Source organism: Psychrobacillus glaciei, assembly GCF_008973485.1.
Classification (GTDB): Bacteria; Bacillota; Bacilli; order Bacillales_A; family Planococcaceae; genus Psychrobacillus; species Psychrobacillus glaciei.
Map to the genome: position 1 here is coordinate 431,541 of NZ_CP031223.1, position 23,753 is coordinate 455,293.

The 23,753-nt window shown below is 36.1% G+C and carries 21 protein-coding genes and 1 riboswitch; of the genes, 16 read left to right on the plus strand and 5 right to left on the minus strand.

The features are described 5' to 3' along the window. The first annotated feature begins 41 nt into the window (after positions 1 to 41). The 4 genes from yhbH to fabF all read left to right on the plus strand — a co-directional run bounded on the left by yhbH (position 42) and on the right by fabF (position 4,573). Positions 42 to 1,196 (plus strand): sporulation protein YhbH, encoded by a 1,155-nt coding sequence (gene yhbH, locus PB01_RS02110; protein WP_151698641.1) that lies wholly within the window; start codon positions 42 to 44, stop codon positions 1,194 to 1,196. 18 nt (positions 1,197 to 1,214) lie between these two features. Next, positions 1,215 to 2,609 (plus strand): SpoVR family protein, encoded by a 1,395-nt coding sequence (locus PB01_RS02115; protein WP_151698642.1) that lies wholly within the window; start codon positions 1,215 to 1,217, stop codon positions 2,607 to 2,609. 122 nt (positions 2,610 to 2,731) lie between these two features. Continuing rightward, positions 2,732 to 3,313: a TetR/AcrR family transcriptional regulator gene (locus PB01_RS02120; RefSeq protein WP_151698643.1), complete on the plus strand. Its 582-nt coding sequence runs from the start codon at positions 2,732 to 2,734 to the stop codon at positions 3,311 to 3,313. Between the two features lie 21 nt (positions 3,314 to 3,334). Next, entirely contained in the window at positions 3,335 to 4,573 is a 1,239-nt protein-coding gene (fabF, locus tag PB01_RS02125) for a beta-ketoacyl-ACP synthase II (RefSeq protein WP_151698644.1), read from the plus strand. 426 nt (positions 4,574 to 4,999) lie between these two features. Here the strand turns inward: fabF and PB01_RS02130 are convergent, their stop codons facing one another. Together PB01_RS02130 and PB01_RS02135 are read right to left on the minus strand one after the other, a co-directional pair. After that, positions 5,000 to 5,395, minus strand: a complete 396-nt coding sequence (locus PB01_RS02130) for a VOC family protein (RefSeq protein ID WP_151698645.1) — start codon at positions 5,393 to 5,395, stop codon at positions 5,000 to 5,002. 277 nt (positions 5,396 to 5,672) lie between these two features. After that, a complete protein-coding gene (locus PB01_RS02135) occupies positions 5,673 to 6,554 on the minus strand; it encodes an SDR family oxidoreductase (protein WP_151698646.1) in 882 nt (293 codons plus the stop codon). Positions 6,555 to 6,726: 172 nt separating this feature from the next. Between PB01_RS02135 and PB01_RS02140 the strand changes: the two genes are divergently transcribed. The 3 genes from PB01_RS02140 to PB01_RS02150 are packed head-to-tail and all read left to right on the plus strand — an operon-like array spanning position 6,727 to position 8,797. Continuing rightward, complete coding sequence (locus PB01_RS02140) at positions 6,727 to 7,827, plus strand: threonine aldolase family protein (RefSeq protein WP_151698647.1); 1,101 nt, start codon at positions 6,727 to 6,729, stop codon at positions 7,825 to 7,827. A 19-nt stretch (positions 7,828 to 7,846) separates the two neighbouring features. Then, the gene (locus PB01_RS02145) at positions 7,847 to 8,572 is read left to right on the plus strand and encodes a hypothetical protein (protein WP_151698648.1); all 726 of its coding nucleotides are present in this window, start codon (positions 7,847 to 7,849) and stop codon (positions 8,570 to 8,572) included. Between the two features lie 45 nt (positions 8,573 to 8,617). Then, entirely contained in the window at positions 8,618 to 8,797 is a 180-nt protein-coding gene (locus PB01_RS02150; RefSeq protein ID WP_151698649.1) for a hypothetical protein, read from the plus strand. Positions 8,798 to 9,330: 533 nt separating this feature from the next. On the opposite strand, the gene PB01_RS02155 is transcribed toward PB01_RS02150, so the two are convergent. Then, positions 9,331 to 11,157, minus strand: coding sequence for an APC family permease (locus PB01_RS02155; protein WP_151698650.1), 1,827 nt, complete (start codon positions 11,155 to 11,157; stop codon positions 9,331 to 9,333). 6 nt (positions 11,158 to 11,163) lie between these two features. After that, positions 11,164 to 11,314, minus strand: a riboswitch (cyclic di-AMP (ydaO/yuaA leader). Positions 11,315 to 11,528: 214 nt separating this feature from the next. On the opposite strand from PB01_RS02155, the gene PB01_RS02160 reads away from it, so the two are divergent. Next, positions 11,529 to 12,401 carry a patatin-like phospholipase family protein gene (locus PB01_RS02160; protein ID WP_151698651.1) on the plus strand — a complete coding sequence of 291 codons (873 nt, stop codon included), beginning with the start codon at positions 11,529 to 11,531 and terminating at the stop codon, positions 12,399 to 12,401. Between the two features lie 79 nt (positions 12,402 to 12,480). After that, positions 12,481 to 12,900, plus strand: coding sequence for a pyridoxamine 5'-phosphate oxidase family protein (locus tag PB01_RS02165; protein WP_151698652.1), 420 nt, complete (start codon positions 12,481 to 12,483; stop codon positions 12,898 to 12,900). Between the two features lie 157 nt (positions 12,901 to 13,057). On the opposite strand, the gene PB01_RS02170 is transcribed toward PB01_RS02165, so the two are convergent. Then, positions 13,058 to 13,981, minus strand: coding sequence for a S66 peptidase family protein (locus PB01_RS02170; RefSeq protein ID WP_151698653.1), 924 nt, complete (start codon positions 13,979 to 13,981; stop codon positions 13,058 to 13,060). A 292-nt stretch (positions 13,982 to 14,273) separates the two neighbouring features. On the opposite strand from PB01_RS02170, the gene PB01_RS02175 reads away from it, so the two are divergent. The 7 genes from PB01_RS02175 (at position 14,274) to ptsP (ending at position 23,041) form a co-directional block, all read left to right on the plus strand. Then, positions 14,274 to 15,254, plus strand: a complete 981-nt coding sequence (locus PB01_RS02175) for a phosphotransferase enzyme family protein (RefSeq protein ID WP_151698654.1) — start codon at positions 14,274 to 14,276, stop codon at positions 15,252 to 15,254. Between the two features lie 518 nt (positions 15,255 to 15,772). Then, on the plus strand, positions 15,773 to 17,209 hold the full coding sequence (locus PB01_RS02180) for a PTS mannitol transporter subunit IIBC (protein WP_151698655.1): 1,437 nt from the start codon (positions 15,773 to 15,775) through the stop codon (positions 17,207 to 17,209). Between the two features lie 71 nt (positions 17,210 to 17,280). Beyond that, positions 17,281 to 19,389 carry a BglG family transcription antiterminator gene (locus PB01_RS02185; RefSeq protein WP_151698656.1) on the plus strand — a complete coding sequence of 703 codons (2,109 nt, stop codon included), beginning with the start codon at positions 17,281 to 17,283 and terminating at the stop codon, positions 19,387 to 19,389. A 16-nt stretch (positions 19,390 to 19,405) separates the two neighbouring features. Further along, a complete protein-coding gene (locus PB01_RS02190; protein ID WP_151698657.1) occupies positions 19,406 to 19,843 on the plus strand; it encodes a PTS mannitol transporter subunit IIA in 438 nt (145 codons plus the stop codon). A 1-nt stretch (position 19,844) separates the two neighbouring features. Beyond that, the gene (locus tag PB01_RS02195; RefSeq protein WP_151698658.1) at positions 19,845 to 20,999 is read left to right on the plus strand and encodes a mannitol-1-phosphate 5-dehydrogenase; all 1,155 of its coding nucleotides are present in this window, start codon (positions 19,845 to 19,847) and stop codon (positions 20,997 to 20,999) included. A 54-nt stretch (positions 21,000 to 21,053) separates the two neighbouring features. Further along, the gene (locus tag PB01_RS02200; protein WP_151698659.1) at positions 21,054 to 21,323 is read left to right on the plus strand and encodes a phosphocarrier protein HPr; all 270 of its coding nucleotides are present in this window, start codon (positions 21,054 to 21,056) and stop codon (positions 21,321 to 21,323) included. Beyond that, entirely contained in the window at positions 21,320 to 23,041 is a 1,722-nt protein-coding gene (gene ptsP / locus PB01_RS02205) for a phosphoenolpyruvate--protein phosphotransferase (RefSeq protein WP_151698660.1), read from the plus strand. Before PB01_RS02200 ends, ptsP begins: the two co-directional genes overlap by 4 nt. A gap of 455 nt (positions 23,042 to 23,496) precedes the next feature. Here ptsP and PB01_RS02210 read toward each other — a convergent pair whose 3' ends face one another. Next, the gene (locus PB01_RS02210) at positions 23,497 to 23,652 is read right to left on the minus strand and encodes a YfhD family protein (protein WP_151698661.1); all 156 of its coding nucleotides are present in this window, start codon (positions 23,650 to 23,652) and stop codon (positions 23,497 to 23,499) included. Between the last annotated feature and the right edge of the window lie 101 nt (positions 23,653 to 23,753).

The window sequence follows — 23,753 nt, forward strand, 5'->3', positions numbered from 1 at the left end:
CATCTCGGCATATGATAAAAAATAGGCAGGTGTCGATGAAAATGAATGAAAAAAATGAAAATCATTATGTCATCTCACAAGAAAATTGGTCTTTGCACAGAAAAGGTTATCAAGATCAGGAACGTCATATGGATAAAGTAAAAGAAGCAATAAAAGACAATTTGCCAGACTTAATCAGTGAAGAAAGTATTATCATGTCGAACGGACGAGAAGTAATTAAAATACCCATTCGTTCATTGGATGAATACAAGATTCGTTATAACCACGATAAAACAAAACATGTTGGTCAAGGAGATGGCGATAGTCAAGTAGGAGAGATTATTGCTCGCGATCCTAGCAGTGGGGGAAGTGGGGCAGGGCAAGGGAAACAGGCAGGAGATCAAGCAGGGAAGGATTATTATGAAGCAGAAGTAACCATTGCTGAATTAGAAAATATTTTATTCAAAGAAATGGAATTACCGAATTTACAGCAAAAGGAACAAGCGGAAATTACAACCGATAAAGTGGAATTTAACGATATTCGGAAAAAAGGGCTTATGGGAAATATAGATAAGAAGCGGACGATTATTACAGCTATTAAACGTAATGCGATGAAAGGAAAAGCGGAAATTTCACCGCTTCATAACGATGACTTGCGTTTTAAAACATGGGACGAAGTGACAAAACCTGAATCCAAAGCAGTTGTTCTCGCTATGATGGACACAAGTGGTTCGATGGGAGCTTTTGAAAAGTATTGCGCAAGAAGTTTCTTTTTCTGGATGACTAGGTTTTTACGATCTAAATACGAGACGGTTGAAATTGAATTTATTGCCCATCATACAGAAGCAAAAGTTGTAACAGAAGAGGCTTTTTTTTCAAAAGGTGAAAGTGGAGGGACTATTTGTTCATCAGCTTATCAAAAAGCATTAGAGCTTATTGCTGAAAAGTACAATCCCGCACGTTTCAATATTTATCCCGTTCACTTTTCGGACGGTGAAAATATGACAAGTGATAATGAGAAATGTATCAAGCTTGTAAATGAACTAATGGAAGTTTCCAGCATGTTTGGATACGGGGAAGTAAATGCGCATAGTAGATATTCTACGTTAATGAACACCTATAAAAAACTCGAAAATCCAAAGTTTCGTTATTATGTGTTAAAAGAAAATCGCGATGTATATGAAGCTCTGAAAAGTCTTTTTAAAGTCCCAAATTAGATGGAGGGGAATCATTTAATGGATACGAAGCTTCATCATGCAATTGCTGAAATTACGGAAATTGCATCTGGATTCGGACTTGATTATTATCCTATGCGATATGAAATCTGCCCTGCAGACATTATTTATACATTTGGTGCGTATGGCATGCCGACACGATTTACGCATTGGAGTTTTGGAAAGCAATTTCACAAAATGAAGGTACAGTATGACTTTGGATTAAGTCAAATATACGAGCTCGTTATTAATTCGAATCCTTGCTACGCATTTTTGCTTGATACGAATAGTCTCATTCAAAATAAACTCATTATTGCTCATGTCCTTGCTCACTGTGACTTTTTTAAGAATAATGTACGTTTTTCTAATACAAGACGAGATATGGTGGAAAGTATGACGGCAACTGCAGAAAGAATTGCGGATTATGAAATGATTCATGGTAAAGAAGAGGTTGAAGTTTTTCTAGATGCAGTCCTTGCTATTCAAGAGCATATAGATCCCTCCATTATAAGACCTAAACTAGACTATGATTCTGAACAAGAAGACGTAGAAACAGTACGTAAAACACCATACGATGATCTATGGAGCATGGATCAATCAGCAAACGAAAAAAAGTTAACTGTTCCTAAAAGAAAAAAGTTTCCCCCAAATCCCGAAAAAGATTTACTGTTATTTATTCAAGAGTATAGTCGTGAATTAGAAGATTGGCAACGGGATATTTTAACGATGATGCGGGAAGAAATGCTTTATTTTTGGCCGCAATTAGAAACGAAGATTATGAATGAAGGTTGGGCTTCTTATTGGCATCAACGAATTCTAAGAGAGATGAATCTAACCTCGGATGAAACGATCGAATTTGCAAAACTAAATGCAAATGTGGTTCAGCCATCGCAGACAAGTATTAATCCTTATTATTTGGGGTTGAAAATATTTGAAGACATTGAAAAAAGATATGATCAGCCTACGGAAGAAATGAAAGGATTAGGGGTAAAGCCTAACTCGGGTCGGGAGAAAATGTTTGAAGTAAGAGAAATTGAATCGGATATATCCTTTATTCGAAACTATTTAACGAAAGACTTGGTAAAACATGAAGATCTATATTTGTTTGAAAAAAAGGCTGGAAACTACCAAATAACCGATAAAGACTATGAGCATGTACGAGACCAACTCGTTTCCATGCGAGTCAATGGAAGTTTTCCGTATATTGTAGTGGAAGATGGAGACTATTCGCGAAACGGAGAACTGTATTTAAAACATGGATATGAGGGAACTGAACTGGATACACGCTATTTAGAAAATGTACTTCCTTATATTAATCAGTTATGGGGACGCCCTGTGCATATGGAGACAACTGTTGAAGACAAATCAACACTCTATTCATTTGACGGGAAAAAGATTACTAAAAGTACGTTGTAAGCCAAACTATAAAAAGAACTTCAATGTCAATATAGGGTAGTAAACAAACAAGATTCCGATTGAGTGGAATCTTGTTTTTGTATGAAATTGACACTTACTTACTAGTAAGTTAATATTTAAATATGGAAAACAGAAAATCACAAATTATTAAACTAGCACTTAGGAATATTCGAGAAAAGGGTTATATATCTTTTAGTTATGATGACTTATCAAGAGAGCTTGGGGTAACAAAAGCAAGTATCCATTATCACTTTGAGAAAAAGGAGGATTTAGGCATTGCCGTTTGTACGAAAATAAAAGAAGGATTAGACGCTACTTTCATAAAGGTAGATAACGAACAAATAAGTTTGGAGGACAAGCTTTGGGAATTCATTTCAAGAAGAGCAAAACAAATTGAAATGAATGAAGTATGTCCCATCTCATCTTTGCAGGCAGATTTTCACTATTTGCCTTTACAGATACAAGAGAGTGTACAGCAATTGAGCCAATTAGAAATAAGTTATGTTAAAAAGTTTCTAGATGAACTAAATAGCGAAGGAAAACTACGAACAACAAACGACACAAAGGCATTGGCTTCACTACTAATAGCAAGTGTAAAAGGAGCTCTTCAATATAAAAGGGTTGTAGGAGAAGATTTATTCTCCACAGTATTTGATCAATTAAAACTACTCATAATTGGGAATGTTGAAATAAGTAAAACGTGAAGAAAATAAGGGGGATCTGAAATGGAGAGACGAGTAGTTGTAACAGGATATGGAGTAGTATCACCTCTAGGTAATGACGTTGATACACTTTGGGATAATATTAAACAAGGTACAAGTGGGATTAAAAAACTGGAAGCGGATGAGTTTAAAGAAATAAACACACAAATTGCTGGGACTGTAACAGATTTCCAAGCGGAAAATTACTTTGATAAAAAAGAATTGGGCAAATATGATTTGTTCGCACAGTACGCTTATGCTGCCGCAAAACAAGCGATTGATCAATCGAAACTGGATATAGAAAATGCTAATATGAACCGAATAGGTGTTTATGTTGGATCTGGTATTGGAGGAATAAATACAGTCCTTGAAAACCACAATCTTTTAATAGAAAAAGGGGTAAGAAAAGTGTCTCCCTTTATGGTGCCAATGATGATTAGTAATATGGCAACAGGCATTATTGCGATAAAATTAGGTTTTAAAGGACCAAGTTTTTCCCCCGTTTCTGCTTGTGCAACAGGAAATCATGCAATAGGAGAAGCTTATTTAAATATTTTGCATGGCTATTCAGATGCCATAGTTGCAGGGGGAGCAGAAGCATCTATAAACCCGCTATCTTTTGCAGGTTTTTCGAGAATGCGTGCAATGTCGACGTTGAATGATGACCCTCAAAAAGCGAGCCGTCCTTTTGATCGAGCTCGAGATGGTTTTGTTATGTCCGAAGGGGCAGGCATTTTAGTGTTGGAAGAGTTTGAGCATGCTAAAAAAAGAGGCGCAACGATTTTGGGAGAAATAGTAGGTTATGGCTCTACAACAGATGCCTATCATATAACATCTCCTGATTTCGACGGAGCAGCAAGAGCTATGAAGTTGGCGTTAGGTATGGCAAAAATTGATCCTACGGACATTGATTATATTAACGCACATGGAACGAGCACACCAGAAGGGGACAAATCAGAAACAAAAGCCATTAAAACTGTGTTTGGAGAGCATGCCTATAATCTAATGGTGAGTTCAACAAAATCAATGACAGGTCATTTATTCGGAGCTGCGGGTGGAGTGGAAGCAATCATCACACTAAAAAGCATAGTAGAAGATATTGCTCCTCCTACTATTAATTACGAAACTCCTGATGAAGAATGCGATTTGAATTATGTACCAAACAAGGCTGTTCAAACAGAAATAAACTATGCACTTTCCAATGGCTTTGGCTTCGGTGGGCATAACGCAGTATTAGCTTTTAAAAAATTTACGGGAGAGTAGTGAACGCAACAAACCCCCACTCGAAAGCGATAAATTTACCATTGAAAACGACAAACCAAAAAAGCTGCGTTTTAAAGTTATTTAAGATCCGACAAAATCACCACCATCTACATGGATGGTCTGGCCAGTCATATAACTGGAATCCGATGTGTGAAGGGTACCAAGCTAGCGTTGAATTCTGGATTGTGTTAGAATCTGGTATCTAAAATTTTGGTTCTGGGTATCCAATGAATTATAGACAACATGAGGTTCCGTGGTATTAAGGCCAACACTGACAATAAGGATTTTCAATATTACATTAAATTCATTTGAACTCAAGAAAAGTATTACTAAAGCAAATACCCTCGATCAGTATATTGATCAAGGGTATTTTTTACGGACAAAAAGTTAAATAAATAGGATAGTGTTGGTCACTGTCACCAAAACTTATTTGGCATTTTCATCTGGTTGGTGAATACCTATAATATTTCCTTCTGTATCCGTAAAATATCCTTGCCATGCCATTCCCGTCAATGCATGTTTAGGAACTGAAATTGTGCCTCCATGAGCTAGAATTGCTGCTTCTGTCGAATCAAATTCTTCCACTTGTATAGTGCAAACAAATGCATTCACACATTGTCCGCCTTCAGGTGATTGTGTTCTACGCTGCATTAAAGCTCCATCAATCCCCATTTCCTCTTTGTTCCCTGTAATCGCTCCAAAATAAGGAGTTCCTGCAAAATCGCTCCAATCTTCAAAGTTCCACCCAAAAACTTCCCCATAAAATTTCTTAGCCCGGTCCATTTCATTGACATGGATCTCAAAATGTACAACTCTACCCATCTGAAAACCTCTTTTCTAAAATTATTAGAAGCATTTACAGTAAAATTATACCATATTTTCTCGATTCTCGTGACGGGAAAGTAGGGTAAGATTCTGTTATTAATGGAATGTCGTTTCTTCTTTTGAGTGGTATCGTAACTCTCTAGTTTCACAAACAGATTACATAAAATGGCTGAACGCGACAATCTGGGGCTTGAAGGAGACAGACTAGTAAGCGAACACGACAAACTAAAAAAGCAGCTTATTGCTAAGGCGAAAAGCTACGTTATAAAGTTATTTAAGATCCGACAAAGTTACCTCCATCTACATGGATGGTCTGTCCAGTCATATAACTGGAATCTGATGAGGTCAAAAATACATAAGCTGGAGCATTTTCAGCAGGTTGACCGCATCTACCTATAGGGGTGTCATCACCATGTTTTTCAACTTTCTTCTTATTGAAAGTGGCAGGAATCAGCGGAGTCCATATGGGGCCAGGTGCAACGGCATTTACGCGAATTCCTTTTTCTATTAAATTTAGTGCAAGAGATCGAGTAAAAGTAGTAATAGCACCTTTCGTCGCGGAATAATCAATAAGTTCAGGTGCCCCATTATATGCCGTAACGGAAGAGGTATTTACTATTGTGTCGCCCTTTTTCATATGAGGTAACACGGCTTGCGTTAAATAAAACATGGAAAAAATATTTGTTGAAAACGTTTCTTGTAATTGATCAGGTGTAATTTTTAAAAAATCCTTTGTAGGGAATTGCTTGCCGGCGTTATTAACTAAAATATTAATATAACCAAATTGTTGGATTACTTGATCCACAACACGTTGACAGTTTTCATCATCACTTAAATCGGTTTTGATTTTAAATGCTTTAACTCCATAATCTTCTATTAGTTTCACTGTTTTATCAGCATCTTTGTCTTCATTTTCATCCAAATAAACAATAGCGACATTAGCCCCTTCCTTGGCGAATGCAATGGAAACAGCTCGGCCAATTCCACTATCTCCCCCTGTAATAATCGCTACTTTTCCCTTCAATTTTCCTGAACCTATATAGTCCTTGTCATCAAAAATAGGAGCGGGTGTCATTTCTTCTTCTATACCAGGTTGCTGGTTTTGTGTTTGCCCAGAAATCTCTTTATGAATCTGTTCATATTTATCGGTTGTCATGGAATTCCTCCTTTTAATAGTCATATTCATATTCTTCCCTTACTAAACGAAAACAAACTTCTTAAAAAAATTCATTAGTTGTATCGTGTAGGGCATTAGTACTTTTCTATTAAAAAATACGGTACAATTAAACATATTTCAACTATTCAAAAAATGGAAGGAGACAGATAAAATGAACGAAACAAATCTTTTAATAGAAGCATTTAAAAATACAATATATAAAGTTGCTGGTCACGGTAAGAGAAATATTCAAATACTGAAGGATGTATTACATGAGGTTGATGGGCAGACTGATAGTGATGTATACGGTAATGGCAAGATTATCGAGGAATTTCAAGCGAAGATGGCAGCGTATTTAGGAAAAGAAACAGCTGTATTTTTCCCTAGTGGTACAATGGCTCAACAAATAGCTTTACGTATATGGTGCGATAAAAAAGGATTAAAGAAAGTCGCGTATCATCCATTATGCCATCTTGAGATTCATGAGGAAGGTGGGTTAAAGGAATTACATCATATTGAGCCTGTATTGTTAGCCGGTAAAGATAGATTAATAGAGTTGGATGATGTATTGAATATGAATGAGGAAATTGCTTGTTTATTGCTTGAATTGCCACAACGTGAGATTGGCGGTCAATTACCAGACTATGAAACACTTGAAGAAATATCAAGTTATTGCCGTGAAAAAGGCATAAAGTTGCACCTAGATGGAGCGCGACTTCCTGAAATTCTTCCATATTATCAAAAGTCTGCTGCTGAAGTTTGTAGTCTTTTTGATAGCGTATATATTTCTTTTTACAAAGGAATTGGTGGAATTGCAGGAGCTATTCTCGCAGGGGACAAAGCCTTTACCGAAGAATCGAAAGTATGGAAAAGACGCCACGGTGGCGATTTAATTAGCCTTTATCCGTATATTGTAAGTTCTAATTATTATTTCGATGAGAAATTACCAAAAATGCAGCAATACTATAACAATGCGAAAGAGCTTGCTGAACTTTTCAATTCGTGTCATGCAATATCAACTATGCCACTTGTACCTGTGTCTAATATGTTCCATGTTCATTATCAAGGACCGAAAGAGCAAGTGGAATCTGTTCTAGTTGAATTATATGAGTTAACAGGAGTAGGCTTAACTAGTTATTTAAGAGAAGCAATAGATGGAACATGTAATTACGAAGTCAGTGTTGGTGATCAATATGCGACACTCCCAAAAGAAAAAGTGAAGCAAGTTTTTCAGTTACTAGATGAGAAGATGAAAAGGTTTAACATTATATAAGAAAAATTGGGGATGCGTTATGAGGCAGAAAAAGGCAATACTTATTAGTATTGTCACAATGCTTACTTTGATTGTAATCGTTGTTTTATTTTATAGTCAGAAAGAAATTGGAATCACTAATAAAGAAGAAGTCGATAGTTTAAATAAAGTTAATGATGAGGAACTATTCTTATTCGAACAAGAAGGCAAAGAAATTTCGATACCGATTAAATCCATTCCACTTTATGAAGAATATCTAAATGAACAAAGTAATAGAAACTTGGAAATTCAACGTACTTTATATGACTTTTTAGATTTTCATGATTCAGATGGAAGTACCTACATACTACTAAAATACAGTTGCGGTACAAAACTATACTCTACACTACTCATAAAGCTTTCAAATGAGATTTTATCGAGTATTGCATTAGGATACGATAGTATATTTATGGAGGCTAAACAGTCTCCTAACCCAAATTATGCTGTATTTCTATATGGACAAAACGAAGGAAATCAAGTCCTCAGAAATAATCTTTTAGCAGTTGATTTAAGAAGAATGAAATTATTAACAGCGATAAATAATGAAGTAGCAAATAACTATATAGATAATGCGATTTGGCCAATTACAAGTTTTAATTGGCTAAACAATCACATGTTAAAAATCCAAACTGCAGATATTCTTAATTCAGATTATAATGTCTTATTAAATTGGTATGAGAGTTCTATGAAAACGAAAGAAATACAAATAGAATTTAACGGTGAATAAAACCTTTCTATTTGCACAACTTATTCTTCATGGAGGTGAAAGTTCATGACAAAAGATAAAAATCCGAGAAAATCATTAGACCGTGAAGAATATGGGTTTGGATACGATCTTAGTCCCGATGATTTAGAAGTAAAGGGTCAAAATAACAAAGCAAAGAAAAACAATGATAACGAAAATAAAGACAAGCCAATTGCTAAAAATAGTCCATCAAGGTTAAATTTATAGAACCCAAACGATAAGGGATGGAAGGTAAAAATATTAAAATATTTTCCATCAAAACAAAAAGAAAGTGCATTCATTATAATCGATGAATGCATTTTCTTTTTGCTATTTTGAGTGAAGGACAAACATACCAGAGAGGTGGTGCATCTTTTTGCAAAAAACTGTAGAATAGCTTCTCTTTCTACCTGTGTATCTTTATGATCAATGATACTAGGGAAAAAATAAGTAGTACCCATTTATAAAGAAGCGATGAACGGACGAAATTACATCTTCGTCCGCTTTTAAAAGAATAGGAAAGTATCTAATCTCTCATTAACCTAACCTTACGCACCTTGTCTCTACAAATTTCAAGAAGGCGACGGACAAACATCCGCCACAAGATTATCGAAAAAAAGTGGATGGAGATGTGACGCAGTCACTTCTCCATCCACAAAAATTCCCGCGGTAATAGTGTAGCAAATGTTTCGTCCAAAGCACTCTAGAAATAGAGAAGACAAGGTGCACTTAAAGGGCGCTTGCGCTTTTCTTACTTCTAATTACTTTTTGAAATGATAAGGTACGGTTGTAACAATAACATCTTTTCTATAAAGCAGGATTGTTTTAATAAGCAAACTTGATTGGTTATGGAGAATATTATGCCAACCTTTCTTCGGGATAAATTGAGGGATTAAAACGGTTACTGTATAGCTCGATTCATATGCTTTATTCTCCACTTTACTAATAAATTTAGACAATGGATAATTGATGCTTCTATATTGTGAATATAAAGTGACCAGTCTAACATCGGGTTGCCATTTACTCCACTTTTCTGCTAGCCTTTTTTCATCCTCACGATCAAAAGCAACATAAACAGCAAGGATTTGTTTTGGGTTTAATGATTTTGCATAGTTCAATGAGTTCTCCACTACATGAGTAATTCCAGCAACAGGGACAATAATAACGTTTCCTTCTATTGGTTTTATTGGTGAATTATTAGATACACTTAATTGTTCACCAACCGATTCATAATGATTTTTAATTTTATGGAAAATAAAAATCAAAACCGGAATGAAAATTAACACCGCCCACACTTGCCCAAACTTAGTAATGAAAAAAATCATCATAACTGTAAAGCTAATGATGGCCCCAACAAAGTTAATCAACAACTTACCAACCCAGTTTTTAGGTTTTTCACGAAACCATTTCACGAGCATTCCTGTTTGAGATAAAGTGAATGGAATAAATACACCTACCGCATAAAGTGGAATTAGTTGTTCAGTCTGACCTTCAAAAATAATAATGAGAAGAATGGAAGTGATGCCCAGCGTGATAATCCCATTGGAATATCCCAGACGGTCTCCTCTCATTTTAAACATGCTTGGAATATATTTATCCTTGGAAAGGTTAAAAGCTAAAAGAGGAAAAGCTGAGTACCCCGTATTAGCAGCAAGAACAAGAATTAATGCCGTTGTTCCCTGTATAAAATAATAGATAAAGTTTCTTCCAAATGTTACAGCTGCAATTTGTGAAACCACGGTTTCCTCGCCCTTAGGAACGATTCCATAGTAATATGCCAAAAAAACGATGCCGACTAACATTACAGCAAGTAAAGAGCCCATAATGGCTAAGGTTTTTGCCGCATTTTTTGGAGCAGGATGATTAAAATTAGGGATGGCATTGGAGATTGCCTCCACTCCGGTTAAGGCGGAGCTACCAGATGCAAATGCCCTCAGTATCAAAAACAAGCTAATACCTGTAACTGGTGTTCCGAGTGGAGCATGCAGTTCAGGTGAAGCGTTACCAGTTATTATATGGAAAAATCCAACCCCTATTAATACAAACAATGCCAATACAAATAAATAAACAGGATATGCAAGAATAGAAGCAGATTCAGTTAAACCTCTTAAGTTTAATATTGTAATAAGCACAACGAGAACACTTGCAATAACTACATTATGCTCATGTAAGCTTGGTATCGCAGAAGTAATGGCATCTGTACCTGCTGATACACTAACGGCCACAGTTAAGATATAATCGACCAATAAAGATCCACCCGCTATTAATCCCGCATTCTCCCCAAGGTTTTCCTTCGAAACAATGTAAGCCCCTCCGCCCTGTGGATAGGCGAATATAATTTGTCTATACGACAAAATTAGCGCAAATAGGAGGATAAGCACTCCAACGGCAATAGGGATTGAATACCAAAAGGCAATAGTGCTCACAGTCATTAAAACGAGTAAAACTTGTTCCGGACCATATGCAACGGATGATAGAGCATCCGAAGACAGAATGGCTAAAGCCTTTGTTTTATTAAGCTTCTGTTCTCCTAAGGCAGAGGACTTTAAAGGACGACCTATTAAAAATCGTTTGACAGCAGATATCATTCTTTCTCTTCCTTTCTTTTTACGCTTACGAGGTTAGCTGTCGGGTTTGGGACAAAAGATTATCCCTACCTAAGATTGTAGGACTCACCCCATGTGACACATGCATATCACGTATAGTTGGTTCCCCCGTTCCATAAGGATTAAGCGGTATAGAAATTTGAAGCTGAGCCCAATAATACTCCTGTTATTTCGACTTGTAAATAACAAAATAATAATTTTTAAAAGGCTTAAATTAGCGGAATTATTGGTTTAGCTCTTTATTAAATTATGCAGGTTTTTGACAAGCAACTATAAGTCATTGTCGATTTATGTTCTAAATTTCATTCTTTTTTCTTACAGTGTAATAGCGACAAGAAAAAGGGAGAGATTCAATGTTAATAGATGGGGTGTTTTCAGGAGGTGGATTAAAAGGGTTCGCATTAGTAGGAGCTTACCAAGTGTTGGAAGAAAAGGGGTATCAATTCAAGCGTGTTGCTGGAACCAGTGCTGGAGCTATTCTTGCAGCGTTCATTGCAGCAGGGTTTTCCAGTAAGGAAATCAAAGAAATGCTGGATGAACTGGATACGGTAACTTTTCTAGATCCAAGGAAAACAATTCTACCGATTCCATTTATGAAGTGGATCAATCTGTATTGGCGACTAGGCTTATACCAAGGTAAAGTTTTAGAGAACTGGTTTTTAGAAAAATTGGCGATAAAAGGCGTGTATACATTTTCTGATTTACAGCCAGGAACATTAAAGCTCGTGGCATCAGATTTGACGAATGGCAAGTTGATCGTTCTTCCAGATGATCTAGGAAGTTATGGAGTATCAGAAAATAGCTTTCCGATTGCTCGGGCATTACGAATGAGCTGCGGAATTCCCTTTTTCTTTGAACCTGTCAGATTGAAAGTTGGATCAGGGGATACAATTGTCGTGGATGGAGGAGTACTTAGTAACTTTCCGATGTGGATTTTTGATAATGGAAATAAAGAGCGTCCGATTCTTGGTTTAAAGTTAAATGGGAATTCGGATGATTTTCCGGGATATAAAATAAATAATGGATTGCAATTGTTCGAAGCACTTTTCTCGACAATGAAAAATGCACATGATGAAAGATATATTTCTAGAAAACATGAAAAGAATATTATTTTCATACCAGTGGATGACTATGGGGCTACACAGTTTGATTTAAGTGAAAAGATGAAAAATGATTTACTGACAAAGGGACGAGAGAGTGCCATGAAATTTTTAAAGACATGGTAATTTCTTAAAAGACGAATGTTTAAATTAGATTGGAAGAGGAATAATAAGAAGGAGGTAATTCATAAGGAGAGGAATAAAAATGACAAAAACTGCAAAAGAATTAGCGCTTAAAATATTGAACGATAACATGATTGGAACGATGGCAACAATTCAGCAAAATAAACCGCATTCACGTTATATGACTTTCTTTAATGAAGATTTCATCATGTATGCCGCTACAAGTAAAAAAACACATAAAGTAGAAGAAGTTAAACAAAATCCAAACACCCATATTCTTTTAGGCTATGATGGCAAAGGCTTTGGAGATTCCTTTTTAGAAATTGAAGGCATGGTGGAAGTATCAGATAGGGAGGGCTTAAAAGAAAAGGTATGGAATAAAGCATTAAAAGGTTGGTTTACTGGACCAGAAGATCCAAATCTGATTATTTTAAAAATAACCCCAACACAGATTCGACTTATGAACACAAAAGGGGATGAACCACAAGTAGTAGAATTATAATAAGGAGATGTAATCTCGCCAATTAATTGGTGAGATTTTCTTTGTTTCCTTGCATTGTATAGTTGTATTTACTTTTTGTTTAGTGTATTTAACATAAATAAAAAAACTCACTGGCTTCATGCTCCAATGAGGTGTATTGGTATTAATCTTCCCATTTTCATGGACTCACTACTGGCTCCATGACAGTTAATGTATTATTATACGTATTCAAATTCAAAGTAGCACCAATCGGGACAGTTGCTTTGTAAGTTCCGTGTGCGGTTGCAAGGTTAGTCATTAAAGGTTTTCCTAAAGGAACCAAGAACTCGTTTATTATATCATCATATGTTTTTCCGTAAGCGGCTTCGCATTTTGTGCAATCTCCCATAATAATTCCAATACAATCATCAAATTTTTTCGCCAAAAATAGATGTTGTAAATACCTATAAACAGTATTCACTGGTTCATGCGTTTCTTCCAATACGATAATTTTACCCGCTGTATTGATTTCAAAAGATGTACCTAGAGTACCTATGAAAGAAGTTAGATTTCCTCCTACGATCGGGCCAGTAACGTTTCCAGGTACTTTGCTTACAAGCGGTATTTCAGGAGGGTTGTAAATTCCCCAAGGAGCAGTTACTGTTGATGTGGCAGCAAAAAATTGGTTAAAATTATAAGCCGGAGTTCTTGTATTAAAGTCAAGTAGGAGGAGACTTTGGAAAGAGATTAAGTAAGCATATTCGAACAAAACATTCTGTAAAACGGTAATGTCACTGTAACCCGAGACAATTTTAGGATTGCGAGCTATAAGTGAAAAGTCTAGGAAAGGCAATATATCTGATACACCAACACCTCCCCTAGTAGGCAAGATCCACTTAACCTCCTTTTTTGCAAACATCTTCATTAAATCCGATGCCCTCTGTTGAGCAGTCGCTGCTAGAAATCCATTCGATGAATATACATAATCCCCTAATATTACATTAAAGCCCATATTGCGTAGTGTCTGAATTCCTTCATTTATTACGCTTGCTCCCAAAGGACTTCCTAGTGTAACGATTCCAACTGTATCGCCTGCTTTCAATTGCCCCGGTTTCGTTGCCAAATTTTGCATCCCCTTCCTAAGAATATATGCTATTAATTCATTTTACTATTGCAAAGCGAAAGCCATGACGAAATAAAAATCTAAAAATTAAAGTTGTAGAAATTGTTTGATTATTTTCGTTTTTTTAAAAGGATGAATATGGTAATGTTATTTTTAGTAAGGCTTTTTGTGCCGAAATGGGGAAGGGGTGACATTATTTTGATAGAATATCTACTTCAAAATAATTTGCAAATGAGAGGGCTTGTTTCTTAACGAGCTAAGTCCTCTTTATGCAACGGGAGGAAAAAACAAGATGATGGAATTGAGTACGATGAAGGCGGGGTTCTCGTCTTTAGAGGTAGCCGAAAGTCTTCTACAACATTGGAAACATGATGAAGGGACACTTATATTCTGGCGTGCAAGTTCAAACTTTGTTTGTGCATTTGAAAGAAAAGGAATAAGGTTCTTTTTACGATTTAGTTTTGAGGATGAGAACACGTTAGAACAAATTAAGGAAGAGCTTGATTTTATGGAATATTTGAAGAAAAATAATTTTCCTTGCGTTTCACCAATTCTTTCGTTAAACAACAACTTTATTGAAACTGTTAAGACTTCGGACGGGGGATATTTTGGTGTAGTATTCAGTGCAGCCAGCGGTACTCATCTTGATGAAGAGGAAGACTTGCTAGACTCTCAACTAGAGCAATGGGGAAGATCGTTAGCCACCCTCCATAACTTGTCTATGAATTATGAAATTAAAAATAAAAAAAGGAAGAGCTGGCAAGACACATTACTTTTTATAAAAAATGTGCTTAACCATCATCCGCTAGAAGACGAGGCAAAGAAGGAGTACCATACAATTTCCCATTGGCTACACTCACTTCTTGTTTCCAAAAATACGTATGGCTTAATACATTATGATTTTCAATTGGACAATTTGTTTTATGACGCAAAAGATGTAACTTTCGAGATAATCGATTTTGATGATTCGATGTATCATTGGTTTGCACAAGATGTAGTGACTGCATTAACAGACGAATTGGAAAGTGAACAACCAGCATCCAAGAAAAGAATAAACGCTTTTTTAAAAGGCTATCGTACTAAGAAAGAATTGAGTGAAGAAGATATAGATCTGTTTCCTATGTTTTTAAGATTTTCCAAGCTATATCAATTTGCAAGACTACTACGATCAATGGAGAGTAGTACTGGCGAGGATGATCCAGCATGGTTAGGAAATCTTCGTGGAAAGTTAATCAGTAAAGTAGATGAAATAAGAAAATATTTCAGAGAATAGGAAATATAAAATCTGATTAATGCAAAAAAAACGTGCGAGTAAAGGACTCATTTTACTTGTACGACTTTTTTTAATGAGAATGTATATGAAATTGATAAAGAAGCGCTGAGCGGACGAAATTGTATCTTCGTCCGCTTTTAAAAGAGTAGGATAGCATCTAATCTCTCATTATCCAAACCAAATGCATTGTGTCTTTACGCAGTCACTTCTCAATCCACAAAAATTCCGTCGGTGATAGTGTAGTCGATGTTTCGTCCAAAGCACTCTGAAAATAGTAAAGACAAGATTCACTTAAAGGAAGCTAAGGTTTTTTTAAATTGTCTTATGAATGATGGTATTAGAGACAAGAGAAGCATCATATGAAAAGACTTATAAACATATGAATGATATCAAGTGTACATATGGCAACAAAGAAGAAGACATGATAGCGTTTTCAATTGATTGAATATTGAATGTAAACGCTTTACTATTACATTAATAAGAGAATATTTTACATTCAAAACAAGGGGGATTGTAAGATGACGAATGAGCAGAGGGAAAGTACTGGTTTTAAAGTAAAAGTACAGCGATTTGGTAGTTTTTTAAGTGGGATGATTATGCCGAATATCGGCGCATTCATCGCATGGGGTCTTATTACGGCATTATTTATACCAACGGGTTGGATTCCAAGAGAAGACTTTGCGGAATTAGTTGGCCCGATGATTACTTATTTACTACCTATTTTAATCGGATTTACTGGTGGACGTCTTGTTCATGGTTTACGAGGAGGAGTAGTTGGTGCAACCATAACGATGGGGGTCATCGTTGGGGCGACTATACCAATGTTCCTTGGTGCGATGATAGTTGGACCATTAGGTGGTATAGCAATAAAATGGTTCGATAAATTGATTGAAGGTAAAATTAAACCGGGCTTTGAGATGCTAGTGAATAATTTCTCAGCAGGGATTATTGGTGGAGGGCTAACATTAGTCGCCTTCAAGTTGATAGGTCCTGCAGTTAATGCATTAACGGACTGGCTTGCGTCAGGGGTTCAATTTATCTTTGATGCAAATCTATTACCATTTGCAAGTATTTTCATAGAACCAGCAAAAGTGCTGTTCTTAAATAATGCGATTAACCATGGGATTTTAGGTCCATTAGGGATTGAACAAGCTGCTAGTGCAGGAAAATCAATACTATTCTTACTAGAATCAAACCCAGGACCAGGACTTGGAATTTTACTTGCGTACATGTTCTTTGGAAAGGGAATAGCAAAACAAACTTCACCAGGAGCAATTATTATTCACTTCCTAGGTGGAATACATGAAATTTATTTCCCATATATTTTAATGAGACCACTTCTACTAGTAGCTGCAATTGCTGGGGGAGCATCTGGAATATTTACATTGCAATTATTTGGGGCTGGTTTAGTTGCAGCACCATCACCAGGTAGTATCTTTGCCATTCTTGCATTAACTCCAAAGGGTAATTATATAGGTGTAATACTCGGAGTATTAGTTGCAACGGCAGTATCTTTCATTATCTCTGCAGTCATTTTAAAATCTTCAAAAGATACTGGCGAAGAGGATCTAGTGAAGGCGACAGAAAAAACTTCAGCTCTTAAAGGAAAAGAAAGTAGAGCAGCAGAGTTTATACAAGTTGGAAAAATGGTAGAAACTCAACAAGATAGCTCATTATCAAACGTACACCATATCATATTTGCTTGCGATGCGGGTATGGGATCAAGTGCAATGGGAGCTTCGATATTGAAAAATAAAATGAAGCAAGCAGGTCTAGATGTTTCTGTTACGAATACAGCTATTAGTAATCTTCCTGCAGATGCAGAAGTTATTATCACGCATAAAGATCTAACAAGTCGAGCAAAAGAAAAATCACCAAATGCGCACCATATTTCGGTAGAAAACTTTTTAAATAGCCCAAAATATGATGAGCTAATTGATCAGTTAAAAAAATAATGGGAACATACAGAACTCGGCCTATTTCAATGGAAATTTAGGCTGAGTTTTGCCAATGATTTTGGAACGTTATGAATGAGGTGTTTAACATGTATATTTCAGCACGTGAAAAAATGATTATCGAAGCATTGATTGTGGAACAAGGGGAAGTAACGATAAAAGAGCTATCACAAAAAATTGATGTGAGTTCTCGGACAATACATCGTGATCTGAATAAAATAGAGGAGCTTTTAGATTCCTATCAACTGGAATTAATAAAAAAATCAGGGGTTGGAGTTCAAATTATTGGAAAGGAAAAAAGTAAACTCGAATTAATAAAGCAACTTGAAACGTTTACATTTAGAGAATATACGTTAGATGAAAGACAAACAATGATTCTATGCATTTTGTATGAATCATCTGAACCTGTGAAGCTTTTTACGCTTTCCAAAGATTTAGGAGTTTCTATCTCAACCGTAAGTGCAGACTTAATGAAGTTGGAAGAGCAATTAAAGCCTTTCCAGCTTTCTATATTGAAAAAAAGAGGGTATGGAGTAGAGCTTTCCGGAACAGAGGAAGCCAAGCGTAGGGCAATCAGTTATGCTATTGCAAAGACAATAAAGGAAGAAGGGCTACTTTCCCTTATAAAAGAACAGATACATCAACAGTCTGAAAAGCATGATGATCCTATCTCTAAACGATTAATGCATCTTGTTGATCGACAAAAATTATGGAAGATAGAAAACGTGATGAAGGATTTGTACCCGAATCTATCTTTTTCAATGACGGATAACTCTTACGTTGGACTTATTGTACATCTCGCATTAGCAATTGAACGGATTCTGCAAGGTGAAAACATTCAAATAGAGAAAATGTATTTAAAACAAATAGCACTAGAACCGGAGTATCCAATTGCTAAGAAAATTATTGATGGACTAATGAAAAGTTTTCAAGTGGATATACCTGAAGCTGAGGTGGGTTATATCACGATGCATCTTCAGGGGGCAAAGCTTCGTCAACAAGATGGTATATTGAACGAGGCCTCTAACTTGGAGACGTATATGCAAGCTAAAAAATTAGTTCAGATGATGGAAATAGCAACAGGTTATCAGTTAAATCATCATGATTCACTTTTAGAGGGGCTTGTTACCCACTTAAAGCCTGCAATTTATCGAATTCGTCAAAATATGGGGATATTTAATCCTCTATTAAAAAATATTCAAAAAGATTATGAAGAGTTATTTGGGCATGTGAAAATTGCAGTAGAAAATGTTTTTCCTACTTTAGTTATTCCAGATGAAGAGATAGGATACTTAGTGATGCATTTTGGATCTGCTCTACTTGGTTTGTCGGGAAAAGGGGATTTGAAAGCATATGTTATTTGTTCTAGTGGTATCGGAACCTCTAAATTACTTGCATCCAGGTTGCAACAAGAAATACCTGAAATAGCGGAGGTTGTAAATGTTTCTGTTTTTGAATTAAATGAACTTCCGTTATCGGAAAGAGACTTGGTAATTTCTACGATTTTTTTACAAGCGTTTCATCGAGAATATATAATGGTGAGCCCATTTATGACAAAAGATGAAATTACTCAAGTACAACTTTACGCAAGAAGACAAATGTTATTGAAAAAGGGAGTTCCTGCTGTTAAAAAAAGCTATTCCACTGTAGAGGTACTAAAACAAAAAATGGAGAAGATTCATCTTTATACAGGAACGATAGCGGATGTTTTAAACAACTTTCATATCACTTCGCAAAAAGGGAAAGTCTCTGCTAAGGATTGTATGCTAGAAGCATGTAAATTGTTAGAAAAAAAACAGATCATACAAAAATCTAGTACAGTTGCTGAAGCATTGTTTACTAGAGAAGAACTCGGTGGTATTGGTATACCAGGAACGAAGCTTGCTTTATTTCACACACGTATCGAACAAGTTTGTATGCCGTCTTTTACGATTCATAAGCTGGAACAACCGGTATTCGTAAAAGGGATGGATGGAATTGAGATGGAAGTGCACACACTATTGTTACTACTCTCACCTCAACCTTATCATGAACCAGGTTTGGAAGTACTAAGCTTAATTAGTACAATTATTATTGAAAATGAACAAAGTATTAAACTATTTGAAACCGAAGATCCAGAGGAAGTACAAGCTTATTTAGCTCTAAAATTCGAGCACTTTATCGATGAAAACTTAAAATAATGGAGGCGTTATAATTATGGTATTGCCAATTTTATCAGTAGAAAACATCATGCTAAATCAAGAACTTACAACAAAAGGAGAGGCAATCCAATTAGCGGGAAAATTTTTGGTTGATAGAGGATATGTTCAACCGGAATATGTAGAGAAAATGCTAGTACGTGAAGAAATGACCTCAACATATATGGGGAATTTTGTCGCTATTCCACATGGTACCGATGATGCGAAAAAAGAAGTAAAAGAATCAGGAATTGTAATTATTCAAATTCCTGACGGTGTAGACTTCGGTGAAGGGAATATTGTTAAATTAGTTTTTGGTATTGCTGGTAAGGGTGATGATCATTTGGGGATTCTTTCAAATATAGCTATTGCCGTTTCGGAAATACAAAATGTCGAAAAGATTATTCAGGCTACTTCACAAGAAGAAGTTCTTTCATTTTTTGAAGGAGTGAACTAAGATGAATGCCGTTCATTTTGGTGCTGGGAATATCGGAAGAGGTTTTATTGGATGTTTGTTGTATGAATCAGGATATAACACATGTTTTGTAGATGTGAATGGAGAGATTGTTGACTTACTCAATGAAAAGAAAGAATATACCGTTCAACTTGCGAATGCAACCAATGAGGTAATGCTGGTAAAAAATGTGCATGCAATTAACAGCCTAAGGGATCCGGACCTAGTCGTAGACGCAGTTGCCAACGCCAATCTGGTTACCGCAGCAGTAGGCCCAAACATTCTTCCACTAATTGCAGGTTTACTAGCGAACGGACTAAAAAAGAGACTTATGTTATCTAAGGAGCCATTAACCATTATTGCGTGTGAAAATATGATTGGTGGGAGTGTCTTTTTAAAAGAAAAAATATATGAACAGCTCAATGAACAGGAAAAATCGTTATTTGATGTGCATTTTAGTTTTCCTAATGCCGCAGTAGATCGGATTGTTCCAAACCAAACAAACGATGACAAATTAGCGGTTACAGTAGAACCTTTTTATGAATGGATCGTAGATGAGTCGGAAATTAGTGGCGAAAATCCCCCTATAAATGGAGTAACATTCGTAAAAGAACTACAGCCATTTATTGAAAGAAAGTTATTTACTGTAAATACAGGACATGCAGTTGTTGCATATTTTGGATACTTGGCAGGTTATAGAAGTATGCATGAGGCACTTGCGGATGGACAAATTAAAGAAATGACTGAAAGTGTATTACGAGAAACAAGTAAGTACCTTACTACAAAGTATTCGTTTGATGAGCAAGCACATTATAAATATGTGCAAAAAATTATTGCTCGCTTTGCAAATCCATTTATAACGGATGATACGACCAGAGTAGGACGATCCCCGATGCGTAAGCTTAAAAGTAATGATCGTCTTGTTAGACCGGCAACACAATATGCAGAGATGTTTGAAGAAACACCAATTTATTTAGCAAAGGGTATTGCATCTGCCTTACATTACGATTATCTGGAGGATCCAGAAGCACAAGAAATTCAAGAGGCGATTCAACAAAATGGAATAGCGTTTGCAATAGAGACATTTACGGGTATAAAGGCTGATACGGTTCTATTTAAAACAGTTTACGAACAATATAAGGAAATGGCGAAGAAATAAAAAGTTTAGAATAGAAAAGCCATCATGAATTAGATAATAAAGGAGACGATTATTTTGAAAACAAATACGTATAAGGTTATAGCAGAATCTGGCATTCATGCAAGACCAGCAACAGGACTCGTGAAAGTAGCAACTAAATTTGCTTGCGATATATTTATCGAATATAAAGAGAAAAAAGTAAACTTAAAATCGATTCTTGGTGTCATGTCTCTTGGTATTCCTAAAGGTGGATCCATTTCCATATTTGCTGAAGGAAAAGACGAAGAAGATGCACTTGAGGGTATCGAAAGCTTTCTTAAGAGCGAAGGAATTGTCGCATCATGAATGAACGAATAATAGGAATCGCTGCATCCGGTGGTGTAGCGATTGGTAAGGCATTTTTGCTAGTTGAACCTAATTTGACTGTCATAAAAAAAACAATTTCTAATACCCAAGATGAAATTTCAAGATTTCATCTTGCATTATCGGAAGCTGAACAAGAATTGCAAGCAATTCGTAACCATGCTGCAAATGTTCTAGGAGAAGAAAATGCAGCAATCTTTGATGCTCACTTGCTTGTATTAAGTGATCCAGAAATGCTAAGTTCTGTTGAAAACAAAATAAAAGCAGAAGAATTTAATGCAGAAGCTGCATTGCAAGAAACAGCAGATACTTTAATCGAGATGTTCCAACAGTTAGATAATGAATATATGCGAGAACGTGCAGCTGATATAAGTGATGTAACAAAACGAGTAATAGCGAAACTTCTAGGAGTAAATATTCCTAACATTGCAATGATCAATGAAGAAGTCATCATTATTTCCGAGGACCTAGCGCCGTCAGAAACTGCACAATTGAATAGGAAGTTTGTTAAAGGTTTTACTACCGACATGGGTGGTCGTACTTCTCATTCTGCAATTATGGCTCGTACGTTAGAGATTCCTGCAGTTGTAGGAACTTCAAAAGTAACGTCAACTATAAAAAATGGGGATCTTATTATTGTTGATGGAGACAATGGGGAGGTTTTAATTAATCCTTCTAAAGAAGAAATTTTACTTTATGAGGAAAAGCGTAGCCAGCTAGAAGCTCATAAGAAAGAATTGTCGCTTCTGAAAAATGAACAAACGATTACTTTAGATGGTAAACAGTTTGAAGTGGCTGCAAATATTGGTACGCCAAACGATGTCGAAAGTGTCCTGGAACACGGTGGAGAAGGAGTAGGTCTTTACAGAACTGAATTTCTTTATATGGAAAGAGATGCATTGCCGACGGAAGAGGAACAATACCAAGCTTATAAAGAAGTATTAGAAAAAATGGGTAGAAAACCTGTTGTTGTAAGAACTTTAGACATCGGTGGGGATAAACAACTTCCTTATTTAAATCTTCCAAAAGAGATGAATCCGTTTTTAGGTTATCGTGCAATTCGGCTCTGCTTGGCTGAGCAAGAGTTATTTAGAATTCAATTGCGCGCATTATTACGAGCGAGTAATTTTGGGAACCTGAAAATCATGTTCCCGATGATTGCAACGTTGGAAGAATTTCTTGAAGCAAAGCATCTCTTGCTAGAGGAAAAGCAGTCTCTGCAAAAACAAGGGTTTGCAGTGGCAGAGAATATAGAAATTGGAATTATGGTAGAAATTCCTTCTACCGCAATATTAGCAGATCAATTTGCACGAGAAGTTGACTTCTTTAGTATAGGAACGAACGATCTAATACAATATACAATGGCAGCTGACAGAATGAATGAACGAGTATCTTATTTATACCAACCTTATAATCCAGCCATTTTACGATTAGTTAAAATGGTCATCGATGCGGCGCATGCTCAAGGGAAATGGGTAGGTATGTGCGGTGAAATGGCAGGCGATCCGATTGCCATTCCATTACTGCTTGGGCTTGAATTAGACGAATTTTCTATGAGTGTTCCATCAATGTTAAAAGCTAGAAACCAAATTAATCAGTTGAAGCAGAGCGAAATGAAGAAGCTTGTTGATAAAGCATTAGGTATGCAGACATCCGAACAAGTAAGATTGTACGTTAAAGAAGCGTTAAACATAGAGTAAGCTTTAAATGATTAAATAAATACCACTGACTTAAATATCAGTAATTACTATGTCAGTCACAATTGAGTTTGACAAAGAATCGCTGAATTATTGGTGGTACTAGAGAAAAATAAATAAGTAGTATCCCTTAATAAAATAGCGCTGAGCGGACGAAGTTGTATCTTCGTCCGCTTTTAAAAGAGTAGAATAGGATTTATTCTCTCGTTAATCAAACCCTATGCACCCTGTCTTTACATATTCCAAGAGGGCGAAGGACAAACAACCGCCACAAGATTACCGAAAAAAGTGGATTGAGAAGTGACGCAGTCACTTCTCAATCCACAGAAATTCCCATGGTAATAGTGTAGCCAAAATTCTTTTTGCGACGAGTAACCGCAGGAGCAGATGTTTCGTCAAAAGCACTCTAAAAATAGAGAAGAAAAAATGCACTTAAAGGAAGCTTGCGTTTTTCTAATTTATTTTCTTTTTTTCTTCGTTGCATTTCCTCCAAGTTCAGCAAACTCGCGTGAAAATTCTTCTTGAACTTCATTTGGTTTTATTTTTTGGTTTTTGGGTGTTTGAGGAAGTGTATCTTTGTTTTTACTTTTGCCTTGCTTATTATCTCTACCCATAATAATTCTCCTTTCGCATTTTACGTACCTTTTTAATATGGCTCAGAAACCATATTTTAATCATAAAAAAGCACCAAGAATAGTTTCCTCAGTGCAGCGGC